Source organism: Pseudoalteromonas rubra (genome assembly GCF_005886805.2).
In the GTDB taxonomy this organism is placed as follows: domain Bacteria; phylum Pseudomonadota; class Gammaproteobacteria; order Enterobacterales; family Alteromonadaceae; genus Pseudoalteromonas; species Pseudoalteromonas rubra_D.
Window position 1 is genome coordinate 741,109 of record NZ_CP045429.1, and the last position, 20,503, is coordinate 761,611.

At 49.6% G+C, this 20,503-nt stretch carries 21 protein-coding genes; 5 read left to right on the forward strand and 16 right to left on the reverse strand.

All coding sequences use genetic code 11. The features are described from left to right. Positions 1–16 precede the first annotated feature (16 nt). From CWC22_RS03245 to CWC22_RS03275, 7 genes are all read right to left on the reverse strand, one after another. Positions 17–1,855 (reverse strand): DUF885 domain-containing protein, encoded by a 1,839-nt coding sequence (locus CWC22_RS03245; protein ID WP_138536162.1) that lies wholly within the window; start codon positions 1,853–1,855, stop codon positions 17–19. A gap of 131 nt (positions 1,856–1,986) precedes the next feature. Beyond that, complete coding sequence (gene hemW, locus CWC22_RS03250; RefSeq protein ID WP_138536164.1) at positions 1,987–3,123, reverse strand: radical SAM family heme chaperone HemW; 1,137 nt, start codon at positions 3,121–3,123, stop codon at positions 1,987–1,989. Then, complete coding sequence (gene rdgB / locus CWC22_RS03255) at positions 3,120–3,713, reverse strand: RdgB/HAM1 family non-canonical purine NTP pyrophosphatase (RefSeq protein WP_138536166.1); 594 nt, start codon at positions 3,711–3,713, stop codon at positions 3,120–3,122. Before rdgB ends, hemW begins: the two co-directional genes overlap by 4 nt. A gap of 1 nt (position 3,714) precedes the next feature. Then, a complete protein-coding gene (locus CWC22_RS03260) occupies positions 3,715–4,161 on the reverse strand; it encodes a DUF4426 domain-containing protein (protein ID WP_125558147.1) in 447 nt (148 codons plus the stop codon). 18 nt (positions 4,162–4,179) lie between these two features. After that, positions 4,180–4,713, reverse strand: a complete 534-nt coding sequence (locus CWC22_RS03265; RefSeq protein WP_125558145.1) for a YggT family protein — start codon at positions 4,711–4,713, stop codon at positions 4,180–4,182. A gap of 10 nt (positions 4,714–4,723) precedes the next feature. Next, positions 4,724–5,545, reverse strand: a complete 822-nt coding sequence (proC, locus tag CWC22_RS03270; RefSeq protein WP_138536168.1) for a pyrroline-5-carboxylate reductase — start codon at positions 5,543–5,545, stop codon at positions 4,724–4,726. 15 nt (positions 5,546–5,560) lie between these two features. Further along, positions 5,561–6,244, reverse strand: a complete 684-nt coding sequence (locus tag CWC22_RS03275) for a YggS family pyridoxal phosphate-dependent enzyme (RefSeq protein WP_125558141.1) — start codon at positions 6,242–6,244, stop codon at positions 5,561–5,563. Between the two features lie 29 nt (positions 6,245–6,273). On the opposite strand from CWC22_RS03275, the gene CWC22_RS03280 reads away from it, so the two are divergent. Genes CWC22_RS03280 through CWC22_RS03290 form a run of 3 tightly spaced genes read left to right on the forward strand, consistent with a single transcriptional unit; the run spans position 6,274 to position 9,376 of the window. Continuing rightward, positions 6,274–7,320: a type IV pilus twitching motility protein PilT gene (locus CWC22_RS03280; protein WP_010383085.1), complete on the forward strand. Its 1,047-nt coding sequence runs from the start codon at positions 6,274–6,276 to the stop codon at positions 7,318–7,320. A gap of 15 nt (positions 7,321–7,335) precedes the next feature. Further along, positions 7,336–8,460, forward strand: coding sequence for a PilT/PilU family type 4a pilus ATPase (locus CWC22_RS03285; protein ID WP_125558625.1), 1,125 nt, complete (start codon positions 7,336–7,338; stop codon positions 8,458–8,460). Continuing rightward, entirely contained in the window at positions 8,432–9,376 is a 945-nt protein-coding gene (locus CWC22_RS03290) for a hypothetical protein (protein ID WP_230090617.1), read from the forward strand. The genes CWC22_RS03285 and CWC22_RS03290 overlap by 29 nt, the downstream gene beginning before the upstream one ends. Here the strand turns inward: CWC22_RS03290 and ruvX are convergent. The 6 genes from ruvX to CWC22_RS03320 form a co-directional block, all read right to left on the reverse strand. Then, positions 9,339–9,785, reverse strand: coding sequence for a Holliday junction resolvase RuvX (gene ruvX, locus CWC22_RS03295; RefSeq protein WP_010383082.1), 447 nt, complete (start codon positions 9,783–9,785; stop codon positions 9,339–9,341). The genes CWC22_RS03290 and ruvX overlap by 38 nt on opposite strands. Positions 9,786–9,860: 75 nt before the next feature. Continuing rightward, positions 9,861–10,418 carry a YqgE/AlgH family protein gene (locus CWC22_RS03300; protein ID WP_010383081.1) on the reverse strand — a complete coding sequence of 186 codons (558 nt, stop codon included), beginning with the start codon at positions 10,416–10,418 and terminating at the stop codon, positions 9,861–9,863. 18 nt (positions 10,419–10,436) lie between these two features. Beyond that, complete coding sequence (gshB, locus tag CWC22_RS03305) at positions 10,437–11,396, reverse strand: glutathione synthase (RefSeq protein ID WP_049863824.1); 960 nt, start codon at positions 11,394–11,396, stop codon at positions 10,437–10,439. A gap of 75 nt (positions 11,397–11,471) precedes the next feature. Next, positions 11,472–12,206, reverse strand: a complete 735-nt coding sequence (rsmE, locus tag CWC22_RS03310; RefSeq protein WP_138536170.1) for a 16S rRNA (uracil(1498)-N(3))-methyltransferase — start codon at positions 12,204–12,206, stop codon at positions 11,472–11,474. A 63-nt stretch (positions 12,207–12,269) separates the two neighbouring features. Beyond that, positions 12,270–12,752: a hypothetical protein gene (locus tag CWC22_RS03315; protein WP_164517480.1), complete on the reverse strand. Its 483-nt coding sequence runs from the start codon at positions 12,750–12,752 to the stop codon at positions 12,270–12,272. 12 nt (positions 12,753–12,764) lie between these two features. Continuing rightward, positions 12,765–13,658 (reverse strand): hypothetical protein, encoded by an 894-nt coding sequence (locus tag CWC22_RS03320; RefSeq protein WP_010383075.1) that lies wholly within the window; start codon positions 13,656–13,658, stop codon positions 12,765–12,767. 71 nt (positions 13,659–13,729) lie between these two features. On the opposite strand from CWC22_RS03320, the gene glnE reads away from it, so the two are divergent. Continuing rightward, positions 13,730–16,525, forward strand: a complete 2,796-nt coding sequence (gene glnE / locus CWC22_RS03325) for a bifunctional [glutamate--ammonia ligase]-adenylyl-L-tyrosine phosphorylase/[glutamate--ammonia-ligase] adenylyltransferase (protein ID WP_138536172.1) — start codon at positions 13,730–13,732, stop codon at positions 16,523–16,525. 38 nt (positions 16,526–16,563) lie between these two features. On the opposite strand, the gene CWC22_RS03330 is transcribed toward glnE, so the two are convergent. From CWC22_RS03330 to tolC, 3 genes are all read right to left on the reverse strand, one after another. Continuing rightward, on the reverse strand, positions 16,564–17,172 hold the full coding sequence (locus tag CWC22_RS03330) for a TcpQ domain-containing protein (RefSeq protein WP_125558129.1): 609 nt from the start codon (positions 17,170–17,172) through the stop codon (positions 16,564–16,566). Positions 17,173–17,200: 28 nt separating this feature from the next. Then, on the reverse strand, positions 17,201–18,127 hold the full coding sequence (gene lpxL / locus CWC22_RS03335; RefSeq protein ID WP_138536174.1) for an LpxL/LpxP family Kdo(2)-lipid IV(A) lauroyl/palmitoleoyl acyltransferase: 927 nt from the start codon (positions 18,125–18,127) through the stop codon (positions 17,201–17,203). A 164-nt stretch (positions 18,128–18,291) separates the two neighbouring features. Continuing rightward, positions 18,292–19,638, reverse strand: a complete 1,347-nt coding sequence (gene tolC / locus CWC22_RS03340) for an outer membrane channel protein TolC (RefSeq protein WP_125558125.1) — start codon at positions 19,636–19,638, stop codon at positions 18,292–18,294. A 235-nt stretch (positions 19,639–19,873) separates the two neighbouring features. Between tolC and CWC22_RS03345 the strand changes: the two genes are divergently transcribed. Continuing rightward, complete coding sequence (locus tag CWC22_RS03345) at positions 19,874–20,503, forward strand: NUDIX domain-containing protein (RefSeq protein ID WP_125558123.1); 630 nt, start codon at positions 19,874–19,876, stop codon at positions 20,501–20,503.

The window sequence follows — 20,503 nt, forward strand, 5'->3', positions numbered from 1 at the left end:
GGGTCATCGGGGCTGGTTACGCTTTTTTGCTGGCAACCCACTCGTTGACGAACTGCTCCAGTACATTCAGTGGTACCGGGCCGTTTTTCAGTACTACGTCGTGGAACTGACGGATATCGAACTTATCGCCCAGTTCTTTTCTGGCCGCTTCACGAAGTTCAACAATTTTCAGCATACCAATCTTATAGGCTGTTGCCTGAGATGGGATCACGATGTGACGTTCTACCATTTTAACTGCGTCTGATTTCGCGTTTGGCGTGTTGTTCACGTAGTAATCAATCCCTTCCTGGCGAGTCCACTTCATTGCGTGGATACCTGTGTCTACCACCAGGCGGCAGGCACGCCACAGTTCCATGGCCAGTCGACCGAAGTCAGAATACGGGTCTTCATACAGGCCCATTTCTTTTGGTACCAGCTCAGAGTATAGTCCCCAGCCTTCAGTGTAAGCGGTGTAGCGACCGAACTTACGGAACTTAGGCATGTTTTCCAGTTCCATCGCAATGGCGATTTGCATGTGGTGACCAGGTACACCTTCGTGGTAAGCCAGCGCTTCCATTTGATAGGTTGGCATGGCTTCCATGTCATACAAGTTTGCGTAGTAGATACCCGGGCGTGAACCGTCCGGAGAAGGCTGTTGATAGAAAGCTTTACCCGCTGATTTTTCACGGAAGGCTTCAACGCGCTTAACGATCATGTCGGCCTTAGGCTTCACGATGAACAGCTCGTCCAGGCGATCTTTCATGTTGTCGATCATCGCCGTGGCATCAGCCAGGTATTTGGCTTTCCCTTCTTCACTATTTGGCAGGTAGAACTGCTTGTCGGTGCGCATGAATTCCATAAAGGCTTTCAGATCGCCCTTGAAGCCAACTTTTTCTTTGATTTCACGCATTTCATCATGGATACGTGCAACCTCAGACAAGCCGATTTTGTGGATCTCTGCGGCAGTTAAGTCTGTGGTCGTAGTACGTGCCAGTGCGTTGTTGAAGTATTTCTCACCATCAGGGAACTTCCAGGCACCGTCACGGGTGTCAGCGCGCTTTTCAAGTTGTTGCAGGTAACTGATCAGTTTGCTGTAAGCTGGCTTCACGGCTGCTTTTAATGCGTCAGTTGCTTCAGCGATCAGCGCTTGCTTTTCGTTGTCTGCAATTTCCAGCTTTTCTACTTTGCGTTTAAAGTCAGCCAGTAAGGTTGAATCTTCACCGTCAACAAACGGGGCACCCTTAATGATGTTTTTGCTTGAATCAATGACATGTGGGAAAACAAACTTGGGCGCGATGATCCCTTTGTCAGCGCGAACTTCAAGGTTTACGATCAACTGCTCAAAGACAGCAGGAATGCCGTTCAGGCGTGAAATATACGCTTTGGCGTCTTTTACGTCTGTGATCTGATGTTGGTTGATCAAAAATGCCGGTAGCATTGAGTGCGTACCATACATCTGGTTAACCGGGTAGTTATGGAAGCGCCATTGGAAGTCGGCGATTTCATTTTCAAGGTTTTGCTTGAACAGGTCGTAGCTGACCTGAGTTTGGCCATCCAGTTTGCTGCGATCAATGGCTTGCAGGGCAACCAGGTCTTTCTTCGTTAGCTCCAGATCTTCGAGCCGACGCGCTTCTGAGTCATCGTCCCATTTGTCATAGTCTTGTTTGATGCCCAGGTAAGTTTGATAAACCGGGCTGCGCATTACACCGCGCATGAAGACTTCATCGAAAAAGGCATTGGCCTTCTCGACTTCACTCTGGACTACTTGTTGTGTTGTTTCCGCTTTAGCGGAGTTGGTTGGTTGCTCTGCTGTTTGCTGACAACCAGATAGAAGCGCTGCTGCCACGGCTGCGGCAAGGAGTGTCATTTTACGCATGGGTTACCTTTTTTATTTTATTCCATTGGATTCGGGTGTTGGTGCAATGTTACCAACAAAACTGTATCGCGAAAGATGTCTTTCATCTATTGGGCGAATTCACCTGTTCAATCTTATCCTATGAACAGGTATCAGACGAACAATTCTAGCAGGTCATTCAAATATCTGTGGCCCTTAATTGTTACCAACCATGAATCTCCCTGGTCAATCAACAACCCTTGTTCAAGTGCCCGGTTAATCGCGGGCTCAATATCGCTGAGTGTTAAGCCGGTATAATCGCAAAAATCCTGTTTAGCACAAGGCGCATGTAAGCGGAAACAATTCATAAAGAACTCAAATGGCCGATCGGCTGGCTCTACCTGCCAGCTGTCGTATAAATACGACTTGCTAAGATCCATGTAGCCACGGGGGTGCTTAACTTTTACGGTACGCAGTATCTGGTTACTATTGGGTTGAGTGATTTTGCCATGTGCGCCACAGCCAATCCCCAGATAGTCGCCGAATTGCCAGTAATTCAGGTTATGCTTACACTGATAACCCGCTTTAGCATAGCCTGAGATCTCGTATTGATGGTAGCCATGTTTGGCCAACAAAGCTTGCCCTTGCTCCTGAATATCCCACAAAATTTCGTCCTGGGGCAGCTTAGGTGGCTTAGACGCAAACTGTGTGTTTGGCTCAATTGTGAGCTGATACCAGGATAAATGCGGGGGGTTGAGGTCAATGACTTGCTGCAGGTCGCTCAAGGCATCTGCAACGGATTGGTTTGGCAAGCCGTGCATCAAGTCCATATTAAAGCTATTAAGGCCCGCGTCGTGCGCTTCTAAGGCGGCGTGGCGGGCTTCCTGCTCGCCATGAATGCGCCCCAGTGCTTTGAGCTTATCCGCCTGCAGGCTTTGTACACCGATTGAGATACGGTTGATACCGGCTGCAACATAATGTTTAAAGCGGTCGGTTTCTACCGTCCCAGGATTCGCTTCAAGTGTGATCTCTATGTCATCACTAAAGCCAATCAGTGCTTCGATTTCGCCCAACAGGTGGGTGTATGCTTCGCCACTGAGCAGGCTGGGCGTGCCCCCGCCAATAAAAATGCTATGCAGTGTGCGTCCCTGTACAAGGTGCAGGTCAGCACGTAAATCTGCGAGCAGATGCTGAATATATTCCTGTTCAGGGATCTCGCCTTTCTGGCCATGACTGTTAAAGTCGCAATATGGGCATTTTTGCACGCACCAGGGGACATGAATGTATAAACTTAACGGAGGGAGATTCACAGCTGGCCTTCAAAGTGTGCCAGCAGCTGCTGCAATGCCTGGCCGCGATGGCTAAGGGCATTTTTCTGCGCTTTGCTCAATTGTGCTGAAGTGCATTGAGCTGCTTCAACCCAGAATACGGGGTCGTAGCCAAAGCCTTGTAAACCTTGCTGATCTTCAGTGATGCGACCTTCCCAGCTGGCCTGGCAAATGACCGGCGTAGGATCATCGGCATGGCGCATATAGACGAGTACGCACCAGAAGCGTGCTGTGCGCAGTGTTTCGCCGCTCATCGCTGCAAGCAATTTTTCGATGTTATCCTGATCGCTGGCATCCGCACCGGCATAACGGGCAGAATACACACCCGGTGCCCCTTGCAGGGCATCGACTTCCAGACCCGAGTCATCCGCAATGGCGGGTAATCCTGTGACTTTAGCGGCGTGACGCGCTTTGATGATGGCATTTTCTACAAAAGTAGTGCCCGTTTCTGCCACTTCGCTCACGTTGAACTGGCTTTGTGGCAGGATTTCGATATTCAGGTCTTTAAGCATGCTGTCAAGCTCGGCTACTTTACCCTGATTGCCGGTGGCAAGAACAATTTGTCTGGTCATATTAATCTACATAAAACTTTTGCTGAAATTTAAGCACGTGTCGGGTATTCCCCTGACGGATTGTGACTTCAAAGCGATAGGTGTCTTCGTGGTCAACATCCATCTGCGCCAGGTAATAAACGGCGTCACCTTCCACCACTTCTTTAAAAGTCAAAGTGGTTTTATTGCCTATCAGGTTGCGCGCCTGGCCTGTTAAGGTGGCGCGTTGTGCGGTGTTGTTGGCATCATCAGCCAGCACTGAAATGTTGATAATGGCCTTGCTGTTGCTACGGGTTAAACCGTAAGCACTGGCAATGTTAGGCTGAATAAAGGTCGACGGAAAGGCGATGTAATGGACCTGCCAGTCACCCAGTTGTTTATATTGCCCACCTTGTTCATTGGTGGCATGCGCTGGTTGTGCTAGTAGTAGCACGGCCAGTATTGAAATCAGTGTAAATAAGGTTTTCATTGTGACGACTCCGAGTGCTTAACGTAGCAGATCCATCATTAAAATTTGTAAGAACTGCATACCAATCAGAACGACCAGGATCGATAAATCCAGACCACCCAGTGGCGGAATTATTTTACGAATCGGACGCAGCATAGGTTCAGTGAGCTGATCAAAGACCGCAGCGATTGGGTTGTAGCCCTGAGCCACCCAGCTGAGAATAGCGCGGATAACTAACACCCAGAATACTAATGAAAAGGCTTCTTTGGCCACGGTTAACGCACCATCAATAGCAGCACCCATTGGGTCCCAGTATCCGCCCAGCATGAGCATCAATACGGACACCTTGGCAAAACCAACCAACAGCGCCACAACCAAAGACGCCAGATCTAAACCGCCCAGTCCGGGAATAAGCTTACGGAGCGGGTTCACGGCAAACGATGTTGCTTTAATTACGGCCTGGCTCAGCGGGTTATAAAAATCTGCTTTGACCAATTGCAGCCAAAAACGCAACAGTACGACCATCAAAAACAGGTCAAAAATAATCCCTACCAAAAAATGCATGGCGTTCATTGTATGTCCTCTAGATTTGTTGTTCCATTTCCTCGGCCCGCGCAATGCAGGCGTCCATGGCATCGGCCACGGTTTGCGGTAACTGGTTTGCTTTCAAATGTTCAACAGCTTCGTGGGTCGTGCCGCCTTTTGAGGTGACGTTAGCACGTAATTGCGCAATGCTGATGTCTTGCTGAGACAGGGCCATTTCTGCGGCACCCAGTGCGGTTTGCTGCACTAGTGCGCGTGCCTGCTCTGGGGAAAAGCCCAGTGCAATGGCTTTTTCTTCAATGGCTTCCATAAACAGGAAGAAATAGGCGGGTGAGGAGCCCGTAACGGCAATGACATCGTTGATTTGTGATTCTTGCTCCAGCCAGATGGCAATGCCCGTTGATGAAAAGACCTGTTCGATATAGGCTTTTTCCTCACCGTTGATATCTGCGGCAAACAGACCCGAAACACCACGTCCCAGTAAGGACGGAGTATTGGGCATACAACGCACCAGTTTAACATCTTCTGCCAGCATTTCGCGCAGGCGCTTAACGGTTATCCCGGCAGCGACAGAAACAAATAGTTTGTTGCTGAGATCCAGTCCTCCATCCACAAACGTCTGACATAGTTCGGCCATCATTTGCGGCTTCACAGACAGCACCACGACATCGGCTTGCTCAACCGCTTTGAGATTATCCTGTTCGGTACGCACCCCGAAATCGGCGTGAGCCTTAGCCAGCTTGTCAGCGTTGCGGTTGGTTGCAATGATACTGTGTGGGGCAAATCCGTTTTTGATCATGCCACCAATGATGGCATAGCTCATATTACCAGTGCCGATAAATGCGATCGTTTTATTAGCCATTAGGAGTGTGTCACCTTATTGTCGTTTACCAAAAATATCCGTGCCGATACGCACCATGGTCGCGCCACCTTGAATGGCCATTTCCAGATCGCCACTCATACCCATCGACAAGGTATCCAGCTGTTGATATTGAGTCTTTAGTTTATCAAAGCAAGCCTTCATTTGGCTAAAATATTGCAATTGCTGTTGTACGTCCTCAGTTTGCGCTGTAATTGTCATCAACCCACGCAGTTCAAGCTGACGCGCGCCATCAATGTATGCGGCCAATTCGTCCAGTTCATCCAGCGCGCATCCGGATTTTTGTTCGTCGTTACTGATATTCACCTGAATTAACACTTTGATCGGCATCAGGTTAGTAGGTCTTTGTTCATTCAAACGACGTGCAATTTTCAGGCGGTCGACACTTTGCACCCAGGAGAAATGTTCGGCGATCTGGCGCGACTTATTAGATTGGATGGGACCGATGAAATGCCATTCAATGTCTTTTTGCTGTTGAAAGTGGCGAACTTTATCGACGGCTTCCTGGACATAGGATTCACCAAATAAGCGCTGACCTGCCGCATAGGCTTGTTCAATGAGTTCGACAGGTTTGGTTTTCGATACGGCCAGTAATGCGACCTCGTGGTCTGTGGCACACTTTTGCTGTGCTTTTGCTATGCGATCATAGGCGTTGTTCAGCCGTTCTGCTATTGTAACCATATTATTATTTGCTCGTTGTGGAGTCTGAAATGGATATTACTGAATTATTGGCCTTTAGTGTGCAACACAAAGCATCGGATTTACACCTTTCATCGGGAGTTTCACCGATGATCCGGGTTGATGGCGATGTGCGCCGGGTAAACATTCCTGCACTGGAAGCGAAGGACGTTAACAGCCTCGTTTACGATATTATGAATGATAACCAGCGTAAGGACTATGAGCAAAATCTTGAGGTAGATTTCTCATTTGAAGTGCCTAACCTGGCTCGCTTTCGTGTTAATGCTTTTAACGCCAGCCGTGGTCCGGCGGCGGTGTTCAGGACCATCCCCAGCTCAGTGCTGACTCTGGAAGACTTGGGCGCACCGGAGATTTTCCGGAAGATTTCGGATTGCCCGCGTGGTTTAGTACTGGTTACGGGCCCAACCGGGTCGGGTAAATCGACGACGCTGGCTGCCATGGTGGATTACATCAACAGTAACAAGCATCATCACATTCTGACGATTGAAGACCCCATTGAATTTGTTCACGATAACAAATTAAGCCTGATCAATCAGCGTGAAGTGCATCGTGACACACACAGTTTTAACGCCGCGTTGCGCAGTGCGTTGCGTGAAGACCCGGATGTCATTCTGGTTGGTGAATTGCGTGATTTGGAAACCATCCGATTGGCCATGACTGCGGCTGAAACAGGTCACCTGGTGTTTGGTACTTTGCACACCACCTCGGCGCCTAAAACCATTGACCGTATCATTGACGTTTTCCCGGGTGAGGAAAAAGACATGGTGCGTTCTATGTTATCTGAGTCCCTGCAAGCCGTTATTTCACAAACGCTGGTGAAAAAAGTGGGCGGTGGTCGGGTCGCTGCACATGAGATCATGATGGGGATCCCGGCTATTCGTAACCTCATTCGCGAAGATAAAATTGCGCAAATGTACTCGTCTATACAAACCGGTGCGATGCACGGTATGCAGACCATGGACCAGTGTCTGACTAACCTGGTTAACCGCGGCCTGATCACCAATCAGGATGCCCAGGCGAAAGCCCATGATAAGAGCCAGTTTGGCACCACCTATTAATCCCGGGAGGCTATGATGGAGCTTGTACATTATCTGCAAACGATGAAAGACAAAGGGGCATCGGATCTGTTTGTATCTGCCGGTCTGCCCGTGAGCGCCAAAATCGATGGTGAGCTGCGTGCACTGGATGATGACCAATTGGATGCTGAGGCGGCATTGGCCATGGTCGAATCAGCCATGAGCGAGAAACAAAAACAGCAGTTTCATGGTGAGAAAGAGTGCAATTTTGCGGTGGCCAATGAAATAGGTCGTTTCCGGGTTTCTGCTTTTTGGCAACGTGATTGCGCCGGTATGGTGATCCGGCGCATTGTCACGGATATCCCTGAGGTGACTGACTTAGGCCTGCCTTCGGTGCTGACTGATGTGATCATGTCTAAGCGTGGCCTGGTGCTATTTGTCGGCGGTACCGGCACCGGTAAGTCGACGTCTCTGGCAGCCTTACTGGGCTATCGCAATCGTAATCAACGCGGTCATATACTGACTATCGAAGATCCCATTGAATTTGTGCATCAGCACCGCAAGAGCATTATTACTCAGCGTGAAGTCGGGCTGGATACGGAGAGCTTTGAGTCGGCACTGAAAAGCTCGCTGCGTCAGGCGCCGGATGTGATTCTGATTGGTGAGATACGCTCTCGTGAGACCATGGAATATGCGTTGAGTTTTGCTGAAACCGGCCACCTGTGTGTTGCAACGTTACACGCCAATAATGCCAACCAGGCCATCGACCGTATTATGCACCTGGTACCAAAAGAGAAGCACGATAAGCTAAAGTACGACTTGGCGCTTAACCTCAGGGCCATTGTCGCGCAACAACTGGTTCCATCAGCTAAAGGGGAAGGGCGTGTAGCGGCCATTGAGGTGTTGCTCAATTCACCTATGGTGGCTGAGCTGATTAAGAAAGGTGACATTGGCTCAATTAAAGAAACTATGTCTAAGTCGAAGGAAATGGGGATGCAAACCTTTGACCAGGCGCTGTTCGATTTGTATAAGCAGCAAAGGATCAACTACGCGGATGCCCTGCATCATGCTGATTCACCGAATGACCTGCGCCTGATGATTAAACTGCAAAACAATGAGCAAAAAGGAGCGGGCTTCTTGCAAGGGGTGACCGTTGACGGCCTGGACGATAAAAAGCGCTGATTGGGCCAGGCACGGGGCCATATTGGCCCTGTGTTGCTTAGCCGCTTTATTTCCGGCAACGGCGAGTGAACGTGTTGCTGAGCAATCTGCCGCTCACAATGTGGTGGATATGTATATCCGCGATGACGTGTATGCCGATTATCTGCGCTTTTTGAATGGCCGCGCCCCGCTCGAAGTTTCCCAGTTTTCGGGCAATTATGTGCGCAGAGACGTTGTTGATATGGTATTGGTGCAACAGGCGCTGGCACTGGGCGGATTTAAAAAATCATTCACCTATCGGCCGGGCAATGTGAGCTTTCGCCATTCTAATTTACTGGAGCAGGGTAAGTTGCTGCTCAGCTTTGACAGTTATTGGTTGGATGATGCGAAGGCAAAAGTGGATAAGCTATTTATTAGCGATGCGGTGATCCGCCGGGGAGAGTATTTTGCCGGGATTTTTTATGCCCCCGAGAATCTGGCAGTGGCACGGATCACTCAGTTAAACGAATTACGTGAGTTGAGTGCCGTGTCTACCAGTCGCTGGCGAACAGACTGGCAAACCTTGAACAACCTGGGACTTAAGCATTTGATGAATGAGCCTGTCTGGGCGTCACAAGCACAAATGGTTAATCGCCAGTGGGTGGATTTTATGTTGATGCCGTTAATGCCAAGCCTGAATAATGAGTTCAGGCTGGATGATATTCTTTTGGTGGCCCATCCCAATTTAGTGGTGCAGTTTGATGGCAGTCGTCACTTTGTGGTGTCGCGGCTTCATCCTGACGGAGAGCGTGCATTTAAGGCACTGCAAAGTGGCTTAAAGCAACTCAGGTCACAAGGTCGGATCCGTCAGGCCTATCAGCAGGCCGGATTTATCCCTGATCTGCAACGCTATCGGGTACTTAACCCCATTGCGCCTCAAAAAAACTCTCCAGAATGATTATGGCCGACATGCCATCAATCTTGTCTTTTGCCAGCGAGCGATAACCCCCTTGTTCAAACAGTCGGGCTTTGGCATCTGCCGTGGTCAGGCGCTCATCCTGAGTCTCGACAGGTAAGCGAAACTGGTTGTGCAGCCGGTTGGCAAACTTTTTAGCGCGAAAGGTCAGATCCTGATTCGTGCCATCCATATTTAATGGCAAACCAACAACCAGCAGATCGGGTTTCCACTGTTCGATATACGGGGCGATATCCTGCCAGTCGGGAATTCCGTCACGGGCTTTGACTGCCCCCAGACTGCTGGCGGTGCCCGTTATTTCCTGACCGACTGCCAGGCCGATGCTTCGGGTACCAAAATCAAAGCCTATGACCGTACGCTGGCCGGGTGCTGTTTTATCGTTATTACTCATGGTGTATTCTCAAGTGCATACAGCTTGTCGCCAACAAATGTAAGGGCGACAGGCTATTAACTGGGGTGGTCTGTTTTAGGCGTGTCCCGCCTCAGTGCTCAGTTGCCCGGCATCGATGCCGAGCATTTCGACTGCTTTTTCCCAGCGTTTTTCTGGGGGCGTATTAAAAATAATGGCCGGATCGGCTTCAATGATCAACCAGGAGTTTTCCAGGATCTCTTTTTCCAGCTGTCCCTGTTCCCACCCTGAATAGCCCAGAGTAATGATAAAGGCATCCGGACAGTTATGTGAGGTCAGTGAGGCCAGCACATCTTTGGAAGTGGTGATCATCATGTCTGAACTGAGTTCCCGGCTAGACGCGTAACCGGGTTTGGGTGTATGTAATACAAAGCCGCGGTCAGTATGTACTGGCCCACCGGCAAACACAGACTGGCTTGCCGCGTTACTGGATTTATCGTTATCAATTTCTATCTGATCAAGCAGTTCACCCACAGTCACGTTAATGGGGTGATTGACGACCAGGCCCATTGCGCCTTCTTCGTTGTGCTCACAAATATAGGTGACTGTGTGCTTAAAGAAGGGATCTTGCAAATTTGGCATGGCGACCAAAAAATGATTTGCGAGTGATTGCATAGCGAGACCCCCTTTTAATTACCCTTTAGTATGGTCGAGTTTTGCTGCAATGGCATCAAAAAACTTATCCATAATCGAAATATCATACGCCGCCTCAATTTCTTTAACACAGGTTGGCGCTGTGACATTAATCTCGGTGAGCTTGTCACCAATGATGTCCAGACCGACAAAAATCAGACCTTTTTCTTTCAGGACAGGGGCAACCGCTTCTGCAATTTTTCGGTCGCTATCGCTGATAGGGCGCGCTTCGCCACGACCGCCTGCGGCGAGGTTGCCACGTGTTTCGCCCCCTTGTGGGATGCGGGCAAGACAGTAGGGCATGACTTCTCCGTCGACCACCAGGACGCGTTTGTCGCCGTCTTTAATGGCTGGCACGTAATTTTGCGCCATCGCAAAGCGACTGCCATGTTCGGTGAGGGTTTCACAGATCACGCCTATGTTCGGGTCATCCTGACGTACCCGGAAAATTGAGGCGCCACCCATGCCATCCAGCGGCTTAAGAATGATATCTCCGTGTTTGGTCAAAAACTCACGGATCTGAGACGCAGAGCGTGTCACTAAGGTATCTGGCGTATGCTCGCTGAACCAGGCGGTAAACAGCTTTTCATTGGCGTCGCGCAGGCTTTGTGGTTTGTTGATTACCAATGTACCGGCTTGTTCAGCGCGCTCCAGTATGTAGGTCGCGTAAATATATTCAGTATCGAACGGGGGATCTTTGCGCATTAAAATCACATCCAGATCGCTCAGTGCTATGTCATCTTTGTCTGCCAGTTCATACCAGTGCTGTTCATCGTCAAACACGGTGGCCTTAGCGGCGGTTGCCCGGGCTTCACCCTGATACAAATACAGATCCTGCATTTCCATGTAGTAAAGCTCATAACCACGTGCCTGCGCTGCCAGCATCATGGCGAAGCCAGTATCTTTTTTGATATTAAAGCCACTGATTGGATCTGAGATGATCCCGAGTTTCGCTGCCATTGGGGTTACCTTATGTAAAGTTAATCAATTCAACTGCTAAGTGTCTGATTAGGATATAAGGGCGAAACTGACTTTTTAAAGGGCCAGGTCGCCGAACTCAAGCTGTAATGCGCTGAGTACGGTCAGCGCTGCGGTTTCTGTGCGCAATACGCGCGGGCCGAGGCGAATATCGATGAAGCCTTGCTGGGCTGTGGCAGCTATTTCTTCGTCGGTAAAGCCGCCTTCAGGACCAACTAGGAAACGGATACCATGCTCAGGGGCAGGCAGGGTTTTAATGGAGTGTTCGGCTCTGGGGTGCAGTGTCAGCTTTAAAGCGTCACTCGTCTGTGCCAGCCAGTCATCAATTGAAATCGGCGGATGAATGGTGGTTATGGTATTTCGTCCAGACTGTTCCGCGGCTGCGATGGCGATTTTCTGCCATTGCTGATGTTTCTTTGCCAACCGTTCGCCACTGAGTTTAACACCGCAGCGGGTAGTGAATAAGGGAGTGATCTCAGTGATCCCCAACTCCACTGATTTCTGAATGGTAAAGTCCATTTTGTCGCCGCGAGAAATGCCCTGACCGAGATGAATGGACAGTGGTGACTCAACGTGCTTATCAATGAATTGCTCAGGCATTACCCGAACTTTCTTTTTACTGACCTCGCTGATGGTTGCCAGATACTCGCCGCCCTGGCCATTGAACAAGCTGAGTTTGTCACCTTCTCCCATACGCAGTACACGGGCAACGTGCCCGGCGGCATCATCGCCAAGGTCAATTGCTTCGCCAATAACAAGGTCGGAAGGCTGGTAAATATGAGGTATGCGCATGGAGGACTATTCCGCTGTTAAATAGCCGTAATGGTAAGGGGTTATGTACAGTGAGTCCAGCACCTATTCGGCTTTGTCCGTGTGATGTTGGCTGAAGTCGAGCACGGAATCCTGGGTCGTCGCAGAGACGGTTGAGTGGCAGGTCAGGTGGTTGTTGTTAAAGGGATCACGAAGTGGATGATAGACGTATCCCCGGTCGCTTTGTTCAACCGTAATACGCTGACGGTGAAGCGAGTTAAAGATAAAACGCTGAGTCTCGTCTGCCAGATGATAGTCGAGTGCATAAATTAACACCCCTTTCACTTTGTGATGCTCATGCAGATAGGACGCCAGTTCCGAAACGCTGATTTCATTCGCAAAGTCACAGTAACAATAGTCTTTGACTTGCTCCTGAAACATCATTTTCAGCATTTGCTTGGTATTGTCACCGGCAATCAGCAGCTCACTGGGCGCATCAGGATGTTGCGCCTTGAGGTGTGCAGCAAACTCTCTGCTGAATTCCCAGTTGCTGTCGACCAGCAAGAAGTTTTCTAGGTTTAAACGCACTAACAAGCCTGGTTACATTGAGAACATGTTAATAAGTAAATAGCCTATTGCGCAGAAAACAGCAAACTCCAGACAGGCAATACCGATATTATCCTGATGGTCGACTTCCAGCCCAATGTCCACTCTGGGCAACGCCAGCTGCAATAACAAATGGCTGATACCGTATAGTAACAGCCACATTACGCCACAGTGCATGACAATTACAAAGAGGTTTTCTACCACTTTGGCACCATGATAAGGGGCACTGTGCAGACCTGCATAAATGGCCAATGCCAGGCCAATGCTCTTACCCGCATAGCGGATCCCAATCGAGGTGTTAGCCAGATTGAAATTTTGCTGTAAGGATGCGCCCTGATTGTAGCGGGCAAAGCGCCATTCACGAATTTTACTGTCCAACGCGCACATTAACTGCACCACCAAAAAGCTGAGGGTGACCACCAGTAAGTTACCAAAGCCCTGAGGGTGGATCCAATGATACAGTCCGAGCACCAAAATGGTGTTGCCGACCAGCATGCCGGAGTCGACTACCGCAGCACAGACGTTCTGTTTTAGGATTGCCTGTTCCTCGTTGAAGCGATGGAGGATCCACTTGCGATGAATGTGCTGGCCAAAATAAATAAACACCAGGATCAGCAGCAGAATAATGCCGCTGCGCAATGATTCGGCCTGCAACACCATCATGCCGGTGTCATTGAAAACGTAAGCACAGCAGATCACCAGTACGGCCAGGTGTGTGGCATAGCTGATCCCCAATGCAAAGTTGTCTCGTTTGGCCAGTTCATCTTCCAGCATTTGTCTGGCGCTGAACTGCACGTACAAACGCAGCGCAATGGTGAACAGGCAAATAACAATAAAACTGACTAAGATGGCGAAAAAGTTGATATTGGCTAAAGACAAATAACTCATGCTAAGTGTATGGTGATGGCAATTAAGTTTACTATAACACCGCTTTTTGCAATTGCACTGGAGATTTTTCTATGGATTTCGGTGGCTTGCCCCAGGCTCTTGGGGAGCTGGCAGAGGAACGCTGTCAGGCACTGTTTGCCCAACACACAAGCAACCCAGCCGTGCTCAGGCTACTTGGATTGAGTGATTTTGCGTATCGTATATTGCAGCGTCATCCAGACTGGATTGAGTGGTTGCTGGATCACGAACAAATGCAACAAAGAGCCTGCCCGGCACCACTCACGGAACCGCTCGCGGAACTGGATGAAGCCAGCTGCTTCAGGCAACTGCGTGAATACCGTCAGCGCTACTGGCTTAAGCTGATGTGGCTTGACCTGGTGGAGGGGAATTCAATCGCTGACAGTATTGCCTACCAGTCACGGCTCAGTGAAACGCTGATCGATTGGGCAAACCGTTGGGCACAAGCCAATGTTGCCAAAAGCAATGGTCAGGTGTGCGATGAACATCAAACGCCTGTGCCTATGCTGGTGTTGGGGATGGGTAAGTTGGGTGGTGGTGAACTGAATTTTTCTTCGGATATTGATCTGATTTTTACCTATCCGCTTGCCAAATCGACTGAAGGTGGACGCCGCAGTATTGAGGCACAGGTGTTTTATACAAAAGTGGCGCAAAAACTCATTGCTGCGCTCGATCAATGTACCGCCGATGGGCAGGTGTTTCGTGTTGATATGCGCCTGCGGCCTTTTGGCGACAGTGGCCCTTTGGTTATGAGCTTTGCTGCCATGGAAGATTACTATCAGGATCAGGGTAGGGAGTGGGAGCGCTATGCGATGCTCAAGGCGCGTCTGCTTGGTGAAGAAAACCCGTACTGGGATGAGTTTAAAACCCTGATCCGCCCTTTTGTGTTTCGTCGTTATATTGACTTCTCGGTGATTGAGTCCTTGCGCAAAATGAAGCACATGATTGCTCAGGAGGTTCGGCGTAAAGGGCTGACGAATAACATTAAGCTCGGCGCGGGCGGGATCCGCGAAGTGGAGTTTATTGTTCAGGCACTGCAAATGATCCGTGGCGGTCGCGAACCGGAATTGCAAACCCCATCACTATTGTCAGCATTAGAGCAGCTTCAGCACTTGTCTTTGATCCCACCGGAAGTCGGTGAAGTGCTGTCTCAGCAATATCTGTTACTGCGTCGTACAGAACAATATTTACAGGCGTTTGATGACTGTCAGACACAGACTTTGCCGGATGATGAGCTAGGTCAGCAGCGTCTGGCGGTACTGCTGGAGTGCACTCAGTATAGCGATGTATTGGCTATGCTCGAGCAGGCCCAGGTTGCGGTACGGGCCGAGTTTACTCAGGTTATAGGAGAAGAGCCTGAGCTTGGCGAGGCGCTGGCACCGGAATATGTCTCTGCCTGGGAGCAACGCGATATCAGCTATCTGGAATCGCCGCTACCAGAGGCTGTCAGTGCTGCCTGGCAGCAGTCTCTGGAGCAATTTCACCTCGGATTGAGTAAAACGCAAATGGGCACGCGCGGCAGAGATGTGCTGGATAAACTGATGCCGGCTTTGCTCTGCGAAATAACCCGAGCCCCGGTGGCTGAAATACTCGACAGGGTGTTACAGGTGATCCTGAAAATCGCCTCGCGCACGGCTTACCTGGAATTACTGTTTGAAAATCGTGGGGCATTACAGCAATTGATTAAGCTATGTGCGCACAGTGTCTGGATAGCTGAGCAGGTAGCACGCTATCCTATCTTGCTCGATGAGTTGATCGATCCAGCGGTATTGTACCGGCCGCTGCCGCTGAGCGCCTATTATAGTGAAGTTCAGCAGTACTTTTTACGTATCGACAGTGAAGATCTCGAATTACAAATGGAAGCGCTGCGTCAGTTTAAGCAAACTCAGGCATTACGGATTGCCGCTGCAGATGCCACTGGGGTGCTGGATATCATGAAAGTCAGCGATCACCTGACTGCACTGTCCGAAGCCATTATCGCCAAAGCGGTGGATATCGCCTGGCAACAAATGGTGAGACGTTATGGGGTACCCGAAGGGGCTGATGCAGAGCACAAAGGTTTTGCCGTGGTGGCCTATGGTAAAGCGGGTGGGCTGGAGCTGGGATACAACTCAGACCTCGATCTGGTGTTTGTGCATAATCGCGATGGTAACAGTGTCACCACCGGGGACAAATCGATTTCATCACGTCAGTTTTATTTGAAACTGGCGCAGCGCTTAATGCACCTGTTCAATACCCGTACTAATTCCGGCATTTTGTATGAACTGGATACCCGCTTGAGACCGGAAGGGAACTCGGGCCTGCTGGCGATTAACATCGAGAGTTTTTATCAATATCAGCAAGAGCAAGCCTGGACCTGGGAGCATCAGGCACTGGTGCGCTCGCGTATGGTGCTGGGCGAGCCCGAACTGGTCACGCGGTTTAATGAGATCCGCCACGAGATACTGTGTCAGCATCGCGATAACAGCACACTGAGCAAAGACATTGTTGAGATGCGCGAAAAGATGCGCGGGCATCTGGACAAGAGCACTGAGGTGGAGTTTGATTTAAAGCAGGGTGTTGGCGGGATGACGGACATCGAGTTTATTGCGCAGTACCTGGTGCTCAACTACGCGCATGCCCATCCGGAGCTGGCAAGATTCCCCGATAATATTCGGATCTTTGAAATGGCCCATCATGCCGGAGTGATTGACAATGCCACTCAGTCAGCCCTGACTGAGGCATATTGTGAGTTCCGCGATCGTTATCACCTGCATAGCCTTAACGCAGGCGGTCGCGGTGTGGCCATGCATGAGGTGGCTGAGTGGGTGGATACAGTGAAGGTCGCCTGGCAGCGCCTGTTGGGTTAATCGCAGCCGGAGAAGAGACTTTTCTCCGGCCAGAAAGCTTATTTGGTTAACCGACGGCAGTTTTCACGCACAAAGCGAGAGGGCTTTTGGGTGATGATGGCGGCGCGCTGGCGGTGACAAAAGAAAGTGAATACTTCAAACTCAAAATCATCGTTGATGGCGGTGCCGACCTGATACAGGGTCGAAACAAAGTTGGTATCGACACGGAAATTGTGTTTCACCACATAATCTTTGTCCAGGTACCAGAACAGCTCGATGTCTTCTTGTTTGGCATAGTTGGTCAGCACGCCACGCAGGGTATCGCCACTATCAAAGCGACGCGGTTGGATCTCTCCGGTCCAACGCTGTGGTGCTGGTTTGACTACCAGGCCACGCTGCGCAATTGCATCATCCAATGGGTAAGTCGGTTTGCCCAAGTCCAGTACGTATTTTTCACGCTCTGTATTGCGCTCATTAAAATTGCGTTTAAACCCTTCGTAAAACTGGGTAAATCCGCGTGCGGCGGCATTGGTAGTGTCACGAAATTCCATTGACGGGACATTGCCATACAAAAAGTAAAAGGCGGCCCACACCAACAACACGCCTAACGATAGGTGTTTGGTCCAGAACCACAGATTTGATAAGCGTTTTGAACGTTTTTTAGCCATACTGTCACGACACACTTTATGCTAACGGTTACTCATAATACGATGGCGCATTTTCATCCGGACGTGTTTTAAAGCGTCGGTGTAGCCACATGTATTGTTCCGGGGCCTCACTAATGGCCTGCTCCATACGCTGATTGACTCGGGTGACGTCGGTAAGCGGGTCGTCACTTGGGAAGTCAGTTAGCGCAGGTTGGATTTCTATGTGGTATTTACCCTGCTCATCACGAACGCCATGTAAGCTTAATGTCTCACAATTTTTGCTTCCTGCAAAGAGCAGTGTTCCTGTTGTAGAGGCAGCGTCGGGCACGGCAAAGAAAGGCGCAAATTCGCAGCGATTGCGACCATAGTCTTGATCAGGCAGGTAGTAGCACATTTTTTTGTTTTTCAGCGCCTGTAATAAACCTTTGACATCGCGCTTGCCAATCAGGTACTCATTGGAGCGCAAGCGACCTTTGGTCATAAAGTACTCCATCAGTGGATTGTTGTGTGGGCGGTAAAAACCGATCCCCGGCTGTGCAATACCCAGCACTCTGCCCAGCATTTCCAGGTGTAGCATATGCGGGACTAGCAACAGAACACCTTTGCCATTGGCTTGTGCTTGCTCAACGTGTTCTATTCCCTTTATTGAGCCGACGACCCGATTTAGTCGCCATTGGGGCCACCACCAGGCCATTGAGGTTTCGAAGGTAGCGATACCCGTGTTTTCCATATTTTTCAGTACCATATCAGCACGCTGTTGCGCATCCATAGTAGGAAAACATAAGCGTAAATTGACATCCGCAATACGGCGACGCTTTTTTAACAGGCGGTGCACCAGGCGACCGAGCATTTTTCCCAGCCACAACTGAATACCTTGCGGTAGCCAGGACAGAGCATACAGAAAAAACACACTCAGCCAGGTTGGCCAGAATTTTGGGGCTAAAAATGCCAGCTTAAAGGTGGGGTTGTTAACCAAAGGTGCACTCTCTTTCAAACTTCAAACGGTTAGTTTAGCGATATCGGCTGAACAGCTCAAGAGAGTGATGATGAGCGCGGACCTGATGCGACCTATCTGGCAGGGTAAATCGCAGACAGAAAAAAACCGGCTTGCACCGGTTTTTTGCTCGAGCGAAATTTGGGTTAGCCTGCAACTAAGCCTTTGTTGATGGCCTCTAAATCGCTGCGATTCAGTGTACCAGCCGCTTGTTTCAGCTTCAGGGTTGATAACACATACTGATAACGCAAGTTAGCTAGATTACGCTTAGCGCTATATAGGTTACGGGTGCTTACCAGTACGTCAACAATAGTACGAGTACCTACTTCAAAGCCCGCTTCTGTCGCCTGTAATGCACTTTCTGCTGAGACAACCGCTTGCTCTAGTGCGCGATAGGTTGCTACGTCAGACATCACCTGGTTATATGAGGTGATCACCGAGCGTGTAACGTTACGCATAGAGGCTTCCAGATCTTCACTGGCTGCTACGTATAAGGCGCGTGCCTGGTCGGTTGCTGCGACTGTTTTGCCACCCGAATAGATGGGCACATTGAAACTCAGGCCGATGCTGGTGCCATCTGTACGAGGTGACAGTTCAGCGCCTTCCGTGTTACCCAAAGAGTCAGAATACGACGCTTGTAAACTCAGCGTTGGATAGTGACCTGCTTGCGCCAGGTCGATTTGATCCTGTGCAATATCCAGCGCCGATTTAGCGACCTGTAATGACAGGTTTTGTTCTTTAGCTAAGGTAATGAAGTCGTTGGACTGTCTGTTTGGCTTCACGGTAGAGAAGCTGTCAGTATTTAGCTTATCCAGTTTGGCATGGTACTTACCTGTGATGGTACGCAGGGTTTCGCGAGCCGTTTCAACGGTGTTTTGAGCAACAATTTCGTTGGCCACAGATTGGTCGAACTGAGCCTGAGCTTCGTGTACGTCTGTGATGGCGGTCAGACCTACTTCATAGCGTTGCTTGGTTTGCTCTAGCTGACGCTCGATGGCGCGTTTTTCAGCCTGTACAAATTCCAGGTTGTCCAGTGCACTCAGTACATCAAAGTAGCCTTGTGCAACACGCACAATCAGGTCTTGTTGCTGCTGCTCGTAGCTGGTCAGCGCCTGCATCGCCTGTTTCTCAGCAATGGTCAGATTCTGCCAAGTGGCCATACTAAAAATAGTCTGGTTCAGAGTGATACTACGCGTGATTGAATCACTCCAAGTATCCACTACGGTGTAGCCTGATGCATCGTTTTGACCGGGTAATGTAGACTCACCATCGTTATCGGTGTAGCTCATTGAAAAACCCAATGAAGGCAACAGATCGCCTAACGCGGAATCTTGGGCATATTTTTGTGCGTCGGCTTGGGCCTTAGCTTTTAATACCGTTGGATCGTTAGCGGTGGCAATTTCGTACACTTGCAACAGATCTTCTGCCTGTGAAGCTGTGCTGGACAGGGCGCAGGCAACACCGATAAACAGAGATAGAATGCTTTTTTTCATTGTTTGCTCAGTCCTTAGACAATTTTTCGTTGTCGGCATGTTACCTTGTTTTAGTCAATTCCCATATAAGGAAAATAGTAAATCGGTCAGAACAAGTGTAACAGAATATAATACTGTGCCACCTGAGACTTCTGGCAGGTAACGAGCAGTAAAATAAGATAAAATTCGAGAATACCTATGATGGGGGTTCAGGGTTAAAAATTAAACCCCGATCAAGAAAAAAATGAGATGAAACATGAAACCAATTGCACAATTTAATCATCAGGACGTCGCATTAGAAGCGCCTAAGCGGTGTTATGACGAATTCTTTAAAATTGACCTGTATAGCTTTAAACATGCGTTATTTGCCGGTGGTCAGTCCCAGACTATCCACCGTGAGATACTAGAGCGCGGTCATGCCGTGGCGGTGTTGCCTTATGACCCTGTGACGGATCAGGTATTACTTATCGAGCAGATCCGCATTGGAGCACTGGCAACCAAAGACTCTCCATGGTTACTCGAATGCATTGCAGGTATGGCTGAGGGCAGTCTGGATTATGAAGGGGTGGTGCGCAAAGAAGCGATGGAAGAAGCTGGACTTGAGTTAGATGAGCTGCATTACATGACATCTTACCTGTCCAGTCCGGGCGGCACGACGGAGCGTTTGTATTTGTACCTAGCTAAGGCTGATCTGAGCCAGGCGGGGGGCATTTATGGTTTACCAGAAGAAGGGGAAGACATTAAAGTGCATGTGATACCCTTTAGCGATGCCATGGCGAGACTGGAAAGTGAGGAAATTGATAACGCTGCCACTGTGATTAGTCTACAATGGTTGGCGTTACACAAACCCAAGATGTTGGCGCAGTGGCAATCTCAGCCGGTATAA

Bases quoted from the DNA above. Each gene is read 5' to 3' on its own strand.
- CWC22_RS03245 (WP_138536162.1), bottom strand. From the start codon at position 1,855: ATGCGTAAAATGACACTCCTTGCCGCAGCCGTGGCAGCAGCGCTTCTA.
- rdgB (WP_138536166.1), bottom strand. From the start codon at position 3,713: ATGACCAGACAAATTGTTCTTGCCACCGGCAATCAGGGTAAAGTAGCC.
- CWC22_RS03260 (WP_125558147.1), bottom strand. From the start codon at position 4,161: ATGAAAACCTTATTTACACTGATTTCAATACTGGCCGTGCTACTACTA.
- CWC22_RS03265 (WP_125558145.1), bottom strand. From the start codon at position 4,713: ATGAACGCCATGCATTTTTTGGTAGGGATTATTTTTGACCTGTTTTTG.
- proC (WP_138536168.1), bottom strand. From the start codon at position 5,545: ATGGCTAATAAAACGATCGCATTTATCGGCACTGGTAATATGAGCTAT.
- CWC22_RS03275 (WP_125558141.1), bottom strand. From the start codon at position 6,244: ATGGTTACAATAGCAGAACGGCTGAACAACGCCTATGATCGCATAGCA.
- CWC22_RS03280 (WP_010383085.1), top strand. From the start codon at position 6,274: ATGGATATTACTGAATTATTGGCCTTTAGTGTGCAACACAAAGCATCG.
- CWC22_RS03285 (WP_125558625.1), top strand. From the start codon at position 7,336: ATGGAGCTTGTACATTATCTGCAAACGATGAAAGACAAAGGGGCATCG.
- ruvX (WP_010383082.1), bottom strand. From the start codon at position 9,785: ATGAGTAATAACGATAAAACAGCACCCGGCCAGCGTACGGTCATAGGC.
- CWC22_RS03300 (WP_010383081.1), bottom strand. From the start codon at position 10,418: ATGCAATCACTCGCAAATCATTTTTTGGTCGCCATGCCAAATTTGCAA.
- gshB (WP_049863824.1), bottom strand. From the start codon at position 11,396: ATGGCAGCGAAACTCGGGATCATCTCAGATCCAATCAGTGGCTTTAAT.
- rsmE (WP_138536170.1), bottom strand. From the start codon at position 12,206: ATGCGCATACCTCATATTTACCAGCCTTCCGACCTTGTTATTGGCGAA.
- CWC22_RS03320 (WP_010383075.1), bottom strand. From the start codon at position 13,658: ATGAGTTATTTGTCTTTAGCCAATATCAACTTTTTCGCCATCTTAGTC.
- glnE (WP_138536172.1), top strand. From the start codon at position 13,730: ATGGATTTCGGTGGCTTGCCCCAGGCTCTTGGGGAGCTGGCAGAGGAA.
- CWC22_RS03330 (WP_125558129.1), bottom strand. From the start codon at position 17,172: ATGGCTAAAAAACGTTCAAAACGCTTATCAAATCTGTGGTTCTGGACC.
- tolC (WP_125558125.1), bottom strand. From the start codon at position 19,638: ATGAAAAAAAGCATTCTATCTCTGTTTATCGGTGTTGCCTGCGCCCTG.
- CWC22_RS03345 (WP_125558123.1), top strand. From the start codon at position 19,874: ATGAAACCAATTGCACAATTTAATCATCAGGACGTCGCATTAGAAGCG.